At 38.4% G+C, this 16368-nt stretch carries 9 protein-coding genes; all 9 read left to right on the top strand.

Translation table 11 applies throughout. The features are described 5' to 3' along the window. Window positions 1-90 precede the first annotated feature (90 nt). The 9 genes from ACT29I_RS09895 (at window position 91) to ACT29I_RS09855 (ending at window position 16362) form a co-directional block, all read left to right on the top strand. The gene (locus tag ACT29I_RS09895) at window positions 91-3702 is read left to right on the top strand and encodes a SusC/RagA family TonB-linked outer membrane protein (protein WP_444793337.1); all 3612 of its coding nucleotides are present in this window, start codon (window positions 91-93) and stop codon (window positions 3700-3702) included. 22 nt (window positions 3703-3724) lie between these two features. After that, a complete protein-coding gene (locus ACT29I_RS09890; RefSeq protein WP_444793336.1) occupies window positions 3725-5233 on the top strand; it encodes a RagB/SusD family nutrient uptake outer membrane protein in 1509 nt (502 codons plus the stop codon). Window positions 5234-5472: 239 nt separating this feature from the next. Beyond that, on the top strand, window positions 5473-7449 hold the full coding sequence (locus tag ACT29I_RS09885) for a protein-disulfide reductase DsbD domain-containing protein (protein ID WP_444793335.1): 1977 nt from the start codon (window positions 5473-5475) through the stop codon (window positions 7447-7449). A gap of 9 nt (window positions 7450-7458) precedes the next feature. Then, window positions 7459-8880 carry a TlpA family protein disulfide reductase gene (locus ACT29I_RS09880; RefSeq protein ID WP_444793334.1) on the top strand — a complete coding sequence of 474 codons (1422 nt, stop codon included), beginning with the start codon at window positions 7459-7461 and terminating at the stop codon, window positions 8878-8880. 17 nt (window positions 8881-8897) lie between these two features. Further along, the gene (locus ACT29I_RS09875; RefSeq protein WP_444793333.1) at window positions 8898-10385 is read left to right on the top strand and encodes a hypothetical protein; all 1488 of its coding nucleotides are present in this window, start codon (window positions 8898-8900) and stop codon (window positions 10383-10385) included. 151 nt (window positions 10386-10536) lie between these two features. Then, entirely contained in the window at window positions 10537-11742 is a 1206-nt protein-coding gene (locus ACT29I_RS09870; protein WP_444793332.1) for a redoxin family protein, read from the top strand. 89 nt (window positions 11743-11831) lie between these two features. Continuing rightward, a complete protein-coding gene (locus ACT29I_RS09865) occupies window positions 11832-13280 on the top strand; it encodes a TlpA family protein disulfide reductase (RefSeq protein WP_444793331.1) in 1449 nt (482 codons plus the stop codon). A gap of 528 nt (window positions 13281-13808) precedes the next feature. Then, complete coding sequence (locus ACT29I_RS09860) at window positions 13809-14963, top strand: redoxin family protein (protein ID WP_430935480.1); 1155 nt, start codon at window positions 13809-13811, stop codon at window positions 14961-14963. 70 nt (window positions 14964-15033) lie between these two features. Continuing rightward, complete coding sequence (locus tag ACT29I_RS09855; protein WP_444793330.1) at window positions 15034-16362, top strand: TlpA family protein disulfide reductase; 1329 nt, start codon at window positions 15034-15036, stop codon at window positions 16360-16362. The last annotated feature ends 6 nt before the right edge of the window (window positions 16363-16368 follow it).

Raw genomic sequence — 16368 nt, 5'->3', positions numbered from 1 at the left:
TAATCTAGTAACCTTTAACATTTCAAAAGTATGAAAAAAATGTGTAAACGGGGCTTCCTATATCCTGTAGGGAGCAAAATGTTGCTTATTATGAAGTTAACAGTCGTCATGTCAATTATCTTTTGCCTGCAGGCAACAGCCTCCGGTTTTTCGCAAAACCAACGCTTGTCGCTTGAAGTTAACGATGTAAGTTTAGTTGACTTATTCGAGACATTGGAAGAAACGTCGGAATTCCACTTTATTTATTATACCCCCGACATTAAAGAACAAATACGCATTAGCGGTGATTTTAAAGATGCTTTTATCCAGGAGGTGTTGGACGAGTGCCTTCAAAACACGGGCTTGACATATAAAATAGTTCAAGACCATGTGATTATTAAAAAGGCACCAGAGGTAAGAAAAGAAGTGGTGCAACAACAACCTCAAACCATTACCATTAAAGGTAAAGTAACCGATGAGCGTGGTGAACCGCTTCCTTTTGTAAATGTGTATATCAAAGGCGAGACCAGGGGAGTTATCACCGACAAAGATGGGGAGTACGTCATCGAAATTGAAGATAAAGAGGGGATGATTTTGGTGGCTTCGTTTATTGGTTTTGTGACCAAGGAATTTGAAGTTGCGGGACGAACAGAAATAAATATCATGCTTAGTGGGGATATGACCGACTTAAGCGAAGTGGTGGTTACAGGATATCAAACCTTATCCCGAGAAAGAGCTACTGGTGCTTTTGATAAGTTATCTGTAGAACATATGGAAAAGCCATCGTCAAGTATATCAGAACGTTTACAAGGAACCATGGCCGGTGTTAACTCAACCATTAGGGCTGATGGTTCCATTGAGTTTGAAATTCGTGGACAAAGTAGTTTTTACGCGGATGCGCAACCGTTGGTGGTAGTGGATGGTTTCCCAATTGTTCAAAACTTGATGAAAGATCAATATGGTCAGGAAACCCTGCGTGTTGATCCATTTAGTACCATTAATCCCAATGACGTAGAGAGCATCACAGTACTTAAAGATGCAGCAGCGGCTTCTATTTGGGGCGCTAAAGCAGCCAATGGGGTAATAGTAATTACAACCAAAAAAGCTAAAAAAGGCAAGGCCAAAGTAGAATTTTCTTCATTCTGGAAAGTATCGTCTATGTTAGATTTGGATTACCTTGATCCTAGAGCCAGCAGTGCCGAGACTATTGAGTATGAAAAGAGTCAATTTACTAATGCCCTTGCTAATAATCCATGGACACTTCCTTTCTTTTCACCATCAAGTGCCGGTAGTTCGCAATCACAGGCCGTATTGCTGATGAATGAGCAACGCCTAGGCCGTATTTCTGAGGCTGATATGAATGCAGGTTTAACGGAGTTAGAATCTTTAAATAACAGAAAACAAATAGAAGACAATCTACTTCAGAATCTTTTTACTCAGCAGTATAACCTGAACATTAATGGAGGTAATGAGATGTTTTCTAATGCTTTGTCCATCATGTATGAAGATGGTAGAGATAATTTCCAGGGAAATGATCACGAAAAAATAATGGTTAACTTCCGCAACAATACTTCAATTACCGATTGGTTAGATTTTGAGTTTAGCGGAATGATGAACCATAAATCTCAGGATCGAAATGGCGTTCAATTATCAGATGCATCCAGCTACACTCCATATGGTTTGATTACCGATTTACAGCCATATGATATGTTGTTAAATAGTGATGGTTCGCAAACTAACCTTAATCATCTTCATTATTATACACCAATTATTGAGGAATTAGTGCCAACGGAACAATTTCCATACTCCGATTGGTCGTATAACCCAATACAGGAATTAAGTCAAAGAGACTTTAATACAAAAGAGATTAATGCCAGGGTTCAGGCTGGGTTAAATTTTAAGTTAATGAAAGGTCTTACATTTAATACTAAAATAGCATACGAACACCTGCAACGGACAAATAAAAATATCTATAAGGAAAACTCCTTTACTATGCGAAGTATGGTGAATGAAACATCTTCGTGGATCACCAATGCAGATATGAGCGTTGTTCCTTCTATGCCTAATGGAGGAGGAATGACAGAAAGTTCAACAACTATCAGGTATTATAACTGGCGTAACCAATTAAACTTTAACCGCACATTCAACGAAAAGCATGCCATTAACTTTATTGCAGGAACAGAAACTTCTGAAAATATTGTGGAAAGTGTTAATGAGGTAGACGTTTTTGGATTTTATAACGACGAGAGGATTAGCGTGGGAAGACTATTGGAGGACTATAGTTCGGCAACAAGTATGTGGTTAGGGTATCCTTTAACTTATGCTTCTTACTTTTATCCAATAAATATTGATGATCTGAGAGCATTTTCTTACAATACGTCCAGATTATGGTCGGTATACGGTAACATGTCTTATACTTTTAATGATAAATACAGTGTTACCGGAAGTGTACGTAACGATGCCTCCAATTTAGTGGCGGATGATCCAAAATATCGCTACTCGCCATTTTATTCAACAGGGGTGAGCTGGCAAATGGCTAAAGAAAATTTCCTTTCAGATCTTAGCTGGTTAGATCGTTTAACGGTGCGATTAACCGTGGGAGAAGGAGGAAACTTTGATCCAACCGTGTCATTTATGCCGCTATTGGCCTTGAGTGGTACGGCTGACAGATATACCAAGCAAACAACGGGTCGTGTATCAAGTTTTGGTAATCCCGATTTGCGTTGGGAAAGAACCCGAACTACTAACTTAGGAGTTGACTTTGCTGTATTAGGTTCCAAATTGAATGGATCGGTAGAAGTATATCGTAAGCGTGGTTATGATTTAATTGTAGACCAATCCATCCCATCTATGAATGGTACAACAAATCAGGATCTGAATAACGGAGTAATGATTAATAAGGGAATAGAGCTACGATTAGGTGCCGCCCTTCCTATTATGGGTAATGACATTAAGTGGTATGGTAACTTTAATTTCTCGTACAATAAAAACGAAATTACTGAGTTTTTTAGAACCACATATAGCCAGTATGCTTTATCGGGTGGAGGTACCTCTGCTTATTCAGAAGGAATGGATGCCAATACGCTTTGGTCGTTTGATTATGCCGGTTTGCGCAATGTGGGTACAGAGGCTGATCCGGTAATGAAACCAGTTGTGCAAGGTGTAGGGGATGATGTTTATCCAATTACTACCTGGGCTCCCGGGAGTGATGCCAGAGAATATATGGTGGCAGAAGGTACTACGGTTGCTCCATACATTGTTGGATTCCAGAATTCATTTAAGATATATGATTTTAACTTGTCGTTTTTGTTAACAGGTAAGTTTGGTCACAAATATCGTCGTCATAGCTTTAATTATGCACCGCTTTGGGGAGGCAATACCACAGTAAATGATTTGTATTCAGAGGTGAAAAATGGTGACCCTAATGAAATTGTGCCCATTCCTGAGAGTGAGAGTAGATATTATTTCTATGACAGGTTTGTACCTTATATGTCATATCTTACAGAGTCTGCATCTCATATAAGATTTCAGGAAATTAATTTAACCTACAATTTACCAAATCATATTACGCAAAAATTAGGGTTGAACGGAGTTCAAGCGTATGTTCAAGGAAACAATCTAGGGACAATGGTTTGGAACGATTATGACGAAGACCCTGAATATCCAATCGGAACTATGAAACCGCAAACAACTTATACTTTCGGTTTAAAGGTTAATTTATAATCACAACAAAAAGATTTTTACGATGAAAAAATATAATTTATTAATTTTAATAATGTTGTTGGTGCTCTCTGCTTGTGATGATTTTTTAAGCGAGCCACCGAGTAAATCAACATCTATACAAGTTTCCACTACAGAGCACCTGGATTTTTTGCTGAACAGTTATAACGAATTCTACCAGGAAGGAAATACTGATGTAATTTTTGGCAGTGATGATTTTGGTTTATTGGTATCATTATATGATAATAATCCTGCTGTATATGATGTTACGGTAGCCCAATATGCTACGTGGGATGTGGAGAACTTAGCTGTGCTTGAAGATCGACCTTATTATCCTGCAGAATGGGAGAAGATATATAAGGCCAACCTGGTATTAGACAACCTTGGCGATGTAACAGGGCCTGAAGAAGACAAAATGGCCCTTAAAGCAGAAGCGCACTTTATAAGAGCTTATAGTTATTACCAAATGGTGAATACCTATTGTTTACCATATGCTACCGAAAATATGGATGAACTTGGGTTAACCCTTAAGAAATCAACCAGCTTTGAGGAATCAAGTGCGAGGGTAAGTTTGCAGGAAACCTGGGATTTTATTGTTTCAGATCTAGAGGAAGCCTTAAAGTTGGACCGTGAATTAGAATTTATAGATGGAAAGTATCGTACCTGGAGAGCCAGTACTCCTGCAATAAATGCCTTTGCAGCAAGAGTGTACCTGACCATGGGTGATTATACTAAGGCTTTAACATATGCTCAGTCAGCATTGGACGATCACAGCGAATTGGTGGATTATAACACAGAAATGTCCTATACCGATCAGATTATAGAAGTAAAAGATGGCGATGGAAATCCATATAGATTGATGTATCCGTATACTTATGAAGGACAGGGCGCTACAGATATAAGAATGGCCTGGAAAGAGATGTACTATTTCCGATTTTTAAATAATGGATATTGGAACTATTTTCCATCGGAAGAATTGTTGGCTATTTATGATCAAACCAATGATTTAAGATATGTATACCACATGGTGGAAGGTTATTCTTATGATAGAGGCTGTACTATTAGCCATCCTGCTTATATTTTCTTCTTTGATAAAATACCAAGTGGACCTACTACAGCTGAAATGTTGTTAGTCAAAGCGGAGTGTCAGGCTCGTCTGGGACAATATCAGGATGGAATCAATACAGCAAATATCTTGCGTGCCAAACGGATGGATAATACTGCGTCGGCAGATGTAATTAACTTGTCAGCTGCATCACAGGATGAGGCAATCACCAAAATTCTTGAGGAACGAAGAAGAGAAATACCTTTTACACAACGTTTGTTCGATGTAAGAAGATATAACAATAACGATTATGCAGCAGACGATGTGGAAATGAAAAGAGAATTTTATCCTGTAGCTTCCACAGTGATTGAGGTATCTAAAGGTGTTCAGACACAGATTCTCGAAAAGAAATCCCGAAAATTTGCACGTCCCCTTCCGGATAGTGAGATTATTATCTCGGAAGGAGAATTAGAGCAAAACACTTATTAGTAATTTTGTAACTTATGAGACTATCTCAAAAGAAAATATAGATTACTTACTTTTTTAATTCTTCCCCTTCCCGCAAACTTGCCGGAGGGGGAAGTACCACACCTCAGGCGTGGTGATGGGGGTGAAAGGTTTCTCTTAAAGATTGGCATTAAAGATGTTGGTGATTAATCTTCTATCTCTCTTATCAAGGCATATAGTCTTCTTATAAAACTGATTCTTATTCAAAACATTATAATACCATGCTTAAAAGTTTTTTTATAGCTCTAGCCCTTGTTGCGCTTATATTTTCGTGCCAGCAGAAACCTGAATTTGATCCTTCGTCAATCAGTGTATTATATGTGGGGTATCATCCAGGTAAACCCATGCCCGAAAAAGCGCCTACAAGCTGGACATCGCAAGAACGTTTTGCCAAAGAGTACAAAACGCGTATGCCTGCCTTTATGAGTTATTTAAAGCAGTATTTTAATACCGTAGATAGTATTGATTGCAGAGAATATACAGCCGATTTATCGGCCAAATACGATGTTACCATTTTTGATGAGAATGTAAAACCGATTAAAGAGCGGGTAATTCATACCGACCCTGAAACGGGTGCGTTTTTAAGCATGGAACCAGCCATTTATTTGCCCGACGATTACCATCATGCTTCTTTATTTATTGGACATCCTGCCCGTAATCTGGGATCAACCCTGGGCTCTAAACTCGATTGGTATTGCCTATGCCTGGATAGACATGCTCACCATACAAAATTAAATCATGAAATTTTCAAAGGGCCTTTTGAGGTTAATCCTACCATAGAAAACCGTCCAACACCAAAACCTATATTGAAATCCTGGGATGGAGGTGATATGCCTGCCGAAATACCCATGTGGGAAGTCAATACCGAAGGTTATCACGATGAAAAAGGATATCGCATTGGGATGGTATCACGTGGCTGGGGTTTTGAAGATTCACCTGATGCCGAAGTAATTTCAAGCGGCGTTTGCGACAAGCAGAAAACAGCTGTGGCCATTGGTCGACATGGGAATCATTTTCTGTGGGGCTTTGCCGGTTCACCCGACTATATGACTGATGAAGCCAAACAGGTATTTGCCAACGCCATAGTTTACACCTATAAACACAAGGACGATAAATTTATAGCGAAAAAATATAACGAGCGTATTGCCACAAAGGTGTATGCCGATGAACTTCAGTTTTATACTACAGAGAAGAGTTATCAGGAAAGCGTAAAGTTCTACAAAAGTTGGAATGCCGACATGACAAAGAGGTCGAACGAAATAAAGGAAAAACAAGCTAAAGGTGATGAGTTAAATGAAGAGGAAAAAATGATGCTTGGGTTTAGACCTCAACCCATTTTAACCCGTGAACAATATCTTCAAAAGAACATTGGCAGAAACAGTTGGAGTAAAGAAACTGGTTTAGATACCGTAAAAATCGTAAACTTCCTCAAAGAAAATCGTCCCTACTTTTATTCTCAGCCAGATGGTTTTTACGATCTGCAAGTAGATGAAGATGCGAAGAGTTTGGGCATTGCCAATGATGACATTAAAATATTAGATGCAGCGATCTCCTTGCTGGAAGAAGGTAAAGATATTGAAAAGGCCAAACGCTTATTGTGGCGTTATACCATCGAAGATTTTGCAACAGCCAATGAATGGAGAGCCTGGTTTAACAAGTATAAAAGCGAGATGTTCTTTACTCAATCGGGTGGCTTTGTATGGTTAATTAACGATCCTGATGCCAACCCTGATGTTAAACCTCGAAAGGATGATGAGCTGGTTGCCAAGACTAAAGAAAGCAAAAACGAATTAAAGCTTGATGAACCAACACATGCCGAGCCGGTTAGTGTTGGAGCCATTTTGGTAGAGGGTGAAAGAGAAGGTGAAAAGCAAGTGGTGATAAAAACCAAAATTATGGAAGGCTATCATATTTACGCCTTCGTTCCAGCCGGGGAAGCCTACATTAAAACAGAACAAGGTATTGAATTGCCCAAAGGAGTTAAGTTGGTGGGTAGTTGGGATAAATCATCTCCGGCACCATATCCCGGCAAGGATAAGATTATGATTTATAAAGATCAAAATACCTTTAAGCATAAGGTAAAAGTGGATGCCAACGTAACAAAGGGAACCACCATAAAATGTTGGTTGTATTACCAATGCTGTAATGCCGACATTTGCTTTCCGCCTAAAAAGAAAGAAATCGTACTAACTCTATAAAGCTTAATCATGAATACTTCATTTAAAAAGTTATTGTCATTTTACTTACCTATTAGTTTGTTGTTTTTTGCCTGTACAGAAAAGCAACCTGCAAATTATGCCATCATATCAGGGACAATAAAAAGTGTTGGCGATAGCGAAGTTAAACTGAGTTCAAAATTCACCAGTATTAGTATGGACACAGTACCTTCGATTAATCGTAGTTTAAAAATAAATGATGCTGGAGTATTTGTGGATACGGTGTTTATTAATGGACCTCGAGAGTTTTCCTTAGGGAAGGATCGAGACTGGGTCGGATTCCTGATTCAGCCCGGTCAACATTTAAAAATTACCGCCGATGATGATGATATCAAGAACACCAGTGTTTTCTCGGGAGACGGAGCTGGTGTAAATACCTACCTATTTAAGAAAGCAAAAATTGCTGATCGAATTGACAACGAATACCGCGAAAGTCGTGGCAACAATGAAGCTATCTTCAAGCAAAAACAAGAAAGGTATTTTAATGAAAAAATGGATCTGTTGAATTCAAGTGAAGGATTACCTGAAGCCTTTGTTGCTGATCAAAAAAAGGATATTCAATACGATAAACTGATGTCTTATATTTCATATGCTGAAATGTACAAGAGGAATTTAGGCAACGACGCTCCCGAATTATCTTCCGATTTTCTTGATGTTTTATCCGGGGTAAATATGCAGGACTACAGTGAATTTCAGCGTTCAATCACTTACCAATTTATGTTGAGGAGATATTATAATTATCAATACTCAAAAGTAGTGGATAATGTTTGGGAAGCCGACCCGGTAAAACAGCTTGAACGAATTGCCGAACTGGTTAGCGATAAAAATATAAAGGATGAATTATTTATCATGTACGCCAAATTTGCTATTCCCCGAACCCCCGATTTACAGAATTATTACAATTTCTTTATGGCGAATGTCTCAAATAAAGTGTACCAGGATGCTGTCACCATCCAATACAAAGACTTAATGGCCACTCAAGCTGGTCAACCATCGCCTGAATTTGTCGATTATAAAAACATTGATGGAAGTACAAATTCATTAAGTGATTTCCGTGGCAAATATGTTTATATCGATGTATGGGCAACCTGGTGTGGCCCCTGCAAAGCTGAAATCCCTTTCTTAAAAGAAGTAGAGAAAAAATACCATGATAAAAACATAGAGTTTATAAGCTTATCTGTTGATAAAGTTGAAGATACTGAAAAGTGGGAAAAATTTGTTAAGGAAAAAGAATTGGGTGGCGTTCAGTTAATTGCGGATAAGGATTGGAACTCGGAATTTGTACAGAAATATCAAATTAAAGGAATACCACAATTTATTCTAATTGACCCCGATGGTAAAATTGTTCAACCAAGTGCACCGCGCCCGTCCGATCCTAAACTCGTTGAACTATTCGAAAAACTAGAAATCTGAACCTTTAAAAAATAATTATGCGACATCTAATATTTATTTCGTCACTTCTAGCAGTAGTTTTCTGGGTTAGCTCCTGTGTAGTTCAGGAAAAGGAAGTGGAAAAATCTGATTTGAATATCCTTTATGTTGGCGTTAATCCTGAAAAAGGTTTGTCAAAACGCGATTCGATGTACTCACAACATAAAGAACGTGTATTGGAATTGCAACAAAAACGTTCAGCCGATTTTGAAACTTTACTAAAGCAATATTTCAATACCGTAAAAGTTGTTTACTCTGAAGATTTTAAAGAACAAATGTCGGCGGAATATGATGTTACTATAATCGATGATTATTTGCCAGTGCTGTCAGGAGGATATATCAAAAATCCCGAAACTGGTGAGATAACCGGGTACGAAACAAGAAAATATTTGTCAGAAGAATACGATGCTGCTACACTTATGATTGGAGAACCATCCGCTTTTACAGGAGAGGGGCGACAGTTAAAAATTGACCATTTATGTTTATGCCTGGATGCGCATGCTCATAGTATGAAGCTGGAACATCCAATATTTAACGAACCATTCAAGGTCGATATTTCTTACGAAGACGTTAAGCTAACCGGCAATTATCATGTTCGTTATGGAGGCAGAAACCTGAAAGAGACTATGCCAATGTGGCGTATCCAAACCGAAGGTTATCGTGACGAAAAAGGATTTCCGGTTGGTCTTGTTTCAGCGGGATATGGATTTGACAATGGAATGGATGCAGAGTGGATTTCAAGCGGAACCTGCGATAAAGGGATAGAAGCAACCGCTATTGGTCGCCATGCCAACTTTTTGCACTGGGGATTTGTAGCTGCGCCGGAATATATGACCGAGAGTGCTAAAATGGCTTTTGTTAATGCGATTCATTATATAGCGCCTTTCAAGGGAGCTAAGCAAATAACCCGTAAAATTAAAGGCACCATGCTTCGCCCTTATATTAGAGAGCAGCAGTGGACATTGTCTGACGAAGGTTCATCGCGTTGGCTGGCTTATATCGAAGAAGGGGCTAAAAAACAAAGAGAGCAGAAAAAGAAGTTTCAGGCCAAAAAAGATGCAGGGGAAACATTAACCGAGATGGAAGAAATGATGCTTCAAATGCCCGACAGAAAAGAAACCCGTGCATGGAGTATCCGTCATGAGCCACAAGAAAGAAAAGACAAGTTTGGTGAGGACTGGGCTGCTTATGAGAATTACTACAAGCAAAACATGGATTATTTTTATGCGATAGGAAACAGATATAACGTTGCTGTAGATGAAGATGCCAAAGTTTTAGGTATTGCCAATAGTGATATCAAAATATTGGATAAAGCAGTAGAAATGTGGCAAAAAAAGGGAGATGCTGAAATGGCTCAACGCATCTTAACTCGTTATACCAGGGAATCTTTTACAACAGCTGATGAGTGGTCGACTTGGCTAAAAAAACACCATAGCAAGCTATACTTCTCAGAGGGTGATGGGTATAAATACATCGTGTTGCCATAATAACCAGGAACGGTTCTCTATAAGCAAGCTGTAAGTCAGAACCTTTCCCTAAGGCAAAGCTGTACGTCTGTCCCTATAACGAGCACGCGGTTATACCCTCGGAGTGCGACTCCGAGTAGTACCCCGGGTTATTAATAAAAAATAGATACCAATGAAAAAAGCAATTTTATTTACAGTAGCAGTTCTGGCAATACTGACCATTATAAGCTGCTCCCAACCAAAATATGATGGTTACACCATAACGGGTACCGTAACCGGTGTTGAACAAGGCTGGGTAAAACTATACGAGCAAAACTATACAGACCGTAGCCAGCCCATCAACTATATTGATAGTGTTCAGATAATTGATGGAGCATTTGAATTTAAAGGAAAGGTAGAGCAAGCCGATCAGGTAAGTATCCAGTTTGGAAAAGAACACTACTCGTACTTTATTTTAGAGAACTGTGCGATGACACTTGATGTCACGGCTATGACAAACGAAAGAGGACACGGAGAAGTGGAGATGAAAGTGAGCGGTTCTAAGCTTAATGATTTGCTGGCGGTGCAGGATGCAATAGAAGACAGTCTGTTTAATCAGGAGAAGTACAGCATATTAAGCGAATTACGAACAGAGATGATGAAGGCCTATGACTCTAAAGATGAAGCTTTAATTGAGAAATACAAAAAGCGTTTTGCTAAATATCAGGGATTAAGTGACGAGCGTTATGCCGAAAGAAAAAAGATAAAGATCGATTACGTTAAGCAAAATCCTACTTCGGTACTTGCTCCTTATGTATTAAGCTTTCAGTTTAGCGAAGGACGTATGACCAAAGAAGAAATGAAGGAGATCTATCCCTTATTTCAAGGAGAAGCTAAAAACACAGCTATGTACCGCTATTTTGCAAAAACGTACGAAGAGATATTTGAAAAATTAGGAGAAGGTGCTACTGCTCCTGATTTTACCCTTCCAACTGTTGATGGAGGTACGTTGACTTTATCAAAAGTGAAGGGCAAATATATCTTTCTTGATTTCTGGGCAAGTTGGTGTGGTCCATGCCGGGCTTCATTCCCTCACTTAAAAGAAGTGTATGCCAAATACCATAAAGATGGTTTTGAAGTAGTGGCCGTTGGTACCGCTGATGTGGGTGCAAAATGGAAAAAAGCCATTATCAAAGACGAAACAGTTTGGAACCATGTGTTCGATGGTGATCCTGATGCGGAAGGAAAAGGTAAAAGCCCATACGGAGAAGTAGCAAAAATGTATGGTGTTCCTTTCTTACCTACCACCTTTTTATTGGATGAAAACGGGACTATTCTGGCCCGCCAGTTACGTGGGGAAGATTTAGATAAAAAAATGGAAGAGTTGTATGGCTATTAAAGGTATGGGGCTGGCGACAAAAGGAGCCTGAATTATCCTACAGAAATATTTCCAGGTCAGTAGTAATAACTAAATTAAAATATAAATAAATGAAATTACGTCATATAATCGCATCAGCTATACTGTTAGTTAGTATTTCATGCGGAAAAACTAAGACAGAAGAAACAGGCTATGTGAGTGCCAAAATACAAGGTCATGTATCAGGATTTGATAAGCCAATCGGCTTTTGGGTAAACGGAATTAATACCCAGTTAGATTTAGATGGCAATGGTAATTTTGCTTTTCAACATGATTCCATCGCCGAGGGAACATACACCCTTTCCTTTGGAAACGAAGAATCATTAGCTGTCTACTTAAAACAGGGAACCAATCTGGTTTTAGATATTGATGTTAATAAAATTAAAGGCAGAGATAAAAAGGCTGTTTCTATTACCGGCGAAAATGTAGAAGAAACACAACTGCTTTATGAGTTAAAGGTTAATGCACCTTCATATCAATATGACAGGGTTGCATACAAAGAGGTTTATCTTCCAAAAGTTGATAAAAAAAATCCGACAGAGTTCGAAGCTTATCAGTTGGAATTGATGGAGAAAGAAAGAGCCATTGTTAAAAAATACGTTGATAATAAAGAGATACGAGAAGCTTTCCTTGAGGTTTATAATGTTGAGTTATTATTGAATTACAATTTTAAGTTCAAACTTTACGAAAGAAATGTAAAGAGGTTTAATCCGGATAAAGACTGGAAAGTTCCTGCAAAGTTTAAGGCTTATTTTAAAGATGAAATACCCCAGAACGATTTCGACTTGTATCATAAGAGCTCGCGTTATGCCATGTATATAAGAGAAGGCTATTATAATGAAATGCATTCTGTATTATCTAAATACCAGCGAGAGTCAATGGAATATTTTAAGGCAGAGATTGCTTATTTAGATACTTGCAGCTTTCCTGTATTGATAAAAGATGATATTACTAATGGTCTTGTCATTAGCTATATGAGGGCAAATGATAGTGAAATTAGGACATATTTAGAGAGCGAGATCTATAAAAAAATAAAAGATGCCGCAGTTATAAAACGATTTGAAGACTTCAAGGCTGGGGAAAATGCTTATGCCGATGGTAAACCTGCCCCGCAATTTACACTGACAGATATTAACGGCAAAGAAGTTTCATTGTCTGATTTTAAAGGAAAAATGCTCATGATGGATTGTTGGGCTACCTGGTGTGCGCCTTGTATCAAGGGAATTCCTAAATTCAATAAGCTACGAGAAAAATATAAAGGAAAGAACATAGAGTTTGTACTTGTTTCTGTGGATGAAAATGTAGCCTTATGGAAGAAGAAGGTAAAAGAAAACAAGAACAACATGTACCCTGGAATACAGTTAAATACCTCCATCAATAACAACACCTTCAAAAAAGATTTGATGGTTCAGGGGATTCCTCGTTACATATTAATTGGAGCGGATGGCAATATCATTCGTCGAGAAGCTCCACATCCAGGTTCTGAAGAATTGTATGCACTGATTAATGATAATCTGTAGGTTAATAGAGGAGGTTGCAAAAGTAGCCTCTATTCCCATGTCTTTGACATGGTACTTCCCCCGACCTTGGGGTCAAGGGAAGAGCTGATTTACACGGTGTAAAAAATGGTTTTTCAAATAAAACTGTTTCTCTCAAAGAGTGTATCTGGTTCTTCCCCTGGTTTTGAGACCGGGGGAAGTACTCCGCAGCAAGCGGAGGGATGGGGGTATATGTTGCAAATAGGAGATATTTACCAATGGCTGCCGAACAAATTTTTCGTGTTATATAGTGCCTGCAAGAAAACTTAACTTTTCCCTTACGCACACCCTCTGACTCCCTAAAGGGAGAACCTCCAACTCGCTAAGTGTGAACCAATTCCCCTTTAGAGCCTGTCCCGAACTTGATTCGGGAGGTTAGGGGTGAATAGTAGGAGTATTTCATATTTTAAAGAGTTTTCTTGCAAAGACTATATAGGATAAAATACTATTTTATACCATGAAGTTAAGCTACGATGCAATCGTACCTAAGCTTCAATTAAAACTAAAAAAATGAAGATTAAAACACTAGCAATTGCATTAAGTTTTACGCTGTTATCGCTTTGCAATATCAAAGCGCAATCCTACAAAATATCTGGCGAAATAAAAGGTTTAGATGTAGATACCGGATATATTTATGTTGAAGATGCTAATGCAGAAAGAGGATATCGGTTTGAAAAAATCCCTTTTGAGAATGGTAAATTCAATTATGAGGCAGAAATAAAAGAAACACAAGTGGTGACGGTTTCCTTTAGGTCGGATGCCTTAACAAAGAAAGTTGGAAGGGGTATTATTCCTGCAAAGTCGGCATTGCTCCAGTATATTGCCTACCCCGGAGCGAATATAAAAATAAAAGGACAGGCAAGCGATTTTTGTGATGCGTATCCATACGGGGATAAAGAAAACGAAGTATTGACCGATATGAATAAGTGGATTTATCCATTAATGAATGAAATGGCTAATTATAGCGTAAGCAATGCTGTAGATTCAACGCTAACTGAAGCGCAGAAGGAAGTCAATAACAAAAAAGCAGAGAAACTATTTGATGAGGTTCTTCAAAAAAAGAAAGATTTTCTGGAAAGTAATGCTTCCACAGTGGCAGGTCTTTGGTTAATGGAAGATATGATTATCCGTTCTCAGATTGAAATTGAAAAAGTAGCCGAGTTAATGGACAAAGTCGATAACAAGTACATCGACCTAACTTATTATAAAAAGGTTTCTGCCAGAGTGAAGGGTTTTAAAGAAACGGGTGTAGGAATGATGGCTCCTGAAATTAAAGGGATCAACTTATTGGATAATTCCAATTTCAACTTAGAATCATTACGAGGTAAATTTGTAATTGTGGATTTTTGGGGAACCTGGTGTGGCCCCTGTGTGGCCGGCATGCCCGAAATGAAAAAGTTTAGGGACGAATATAAAGACAGACTTCAGATTGTTGGGTTAGCGAAAGACAGAAATGCCGAGGTTGTGAAAAAAATGATGGATAAAAAAGGCGTTGACTGGCCAAATATAATGGTGGGCGAAGACGACCAGGATTACGTTGCCAAGTACAACGTACAAGGTTACCCCACCAAAATATTGCTCGACAGAAACGGAAAAATACTAATGCGCTCGGTAGGTGAATTAGAAGGTTTTTATGAGGAAGTGGAAAAACTGATGGGAAAGTAGAAAGATGATAGGTTTGGTTGAGGATTTCGCGATATGATAAATGAAGAATAAAACCATAAAAAATAAGATAATGAAGAGTATTTTAATAACATTTTGTGTAACAATAGGGTTTATATCCTGCCAAAAACCATTACCAAAAACAGTTCACCTTTATGGGGAACTCAAAAATTTTGGTACAGAATTATCTATGGGCAAGCAAACCCCTGAAGGATATATTTTAAGAGAAGGTGAGACTATAACCCCGGATGCACAGAATAAGTTTGACATTACTTTTGAATTGGATGCACCTGCCTACTTTAGATTAGGAAGAAATACCCTTTACCTAACACCTGGTGATGAATTAGAAGTGTTTTGTGATATGAATGATCCCAATGCCGGAAGTTTTAAAGGTGATGGTGCGCTTGCCTGTATGTATTTAAGAGCAAAACCGTTTCCTAAGGGAGGATCTTATATTGGCAGGGAGTTTTTTGAACCCGATACCGATTTTCCAAAAGTAAAGGAGTTGCTGGAAGTGAAAATTTCAGAGGCTTTACAAAAATTAGATACCTTGTCGGGCGTGAGCGAACAATTCAAAAAAATGGAATACGGGCGTATTCAGTTTGACGCTGCAAATTCATATTTCTCCTATTCTAATTATGCTACGTATTATTTGAAAATACCTCAGGATCAAATTAAAAGTTTTTCAGATAGTGCAAATGCTTATTTTAAACCAACCGTAAAAAAATACCTGAAGCTTGGCGGAGATGCAGATTATCTAAACGTAGATACCTACAGAAGTATTTGTGATGTTTGTGTTGAGGAATTGGGTGAAGAAAATGTAGATCAGGCTATCAAAGACTTTATTAGTACCTTTAAACTAAATATGACACTTTCGTCAAAAGGTCCTATTGAAGAAGTATTGGAAGAAAAGAAAAAAGTAGAGGAAGAAGTACTATTGCCGGAATACAAAGAAATTATTAGCAAGGCATTTAGCAAATATGATGCCCTTATGCCAGGTATGCCTGCGCCTGAATTAGCTTTTAATACTGAAGATGGTAAGGCTACACCATTAGCCAGCTTAAAAGGAAAATTGGTGGTAATTGATGTGTGGGCAACCTGGTGCGGGCCATGTATTGCTGAATCCCCTTATTTCGAAAAATTAGCGAAAAGATATGGGAACGAAGCGGTTGAGTTTATCTCCATCAGTATAGATTCAAGTGATAAACCCTGGAAGAAGTATTTGGCGAAACACGAAAAAAAATCGAAGCAGTATATTTGTAACCGAACGAATTTTGCGAAGTATGAACTGTTTGGAGTTCCGCGTTTTATGATTATCGACAAACAAGGAAACTTTATCGATGCCTTTGCTCCTGCTCCATCCAATGAGCGTTTTGAAGAATTGATCAAACAAAATATTTAACAGATA

The organism is Saccharicrinis sp. GN24d3 (assembly GCF_052400645.1).
In the GTDB taxonomy this organism is placed as follows: domain Bacteria; phylum Bacteroidota; class Bacteroidia; order Bacteroidales; family Marinilabiliaceae; genus Saccharicrinis.
The sequence above is the reverse complement of the archived record's forward strand: the minus strand, read 5'-3'. Positions and strand labels throughout refer to the sequence as shown.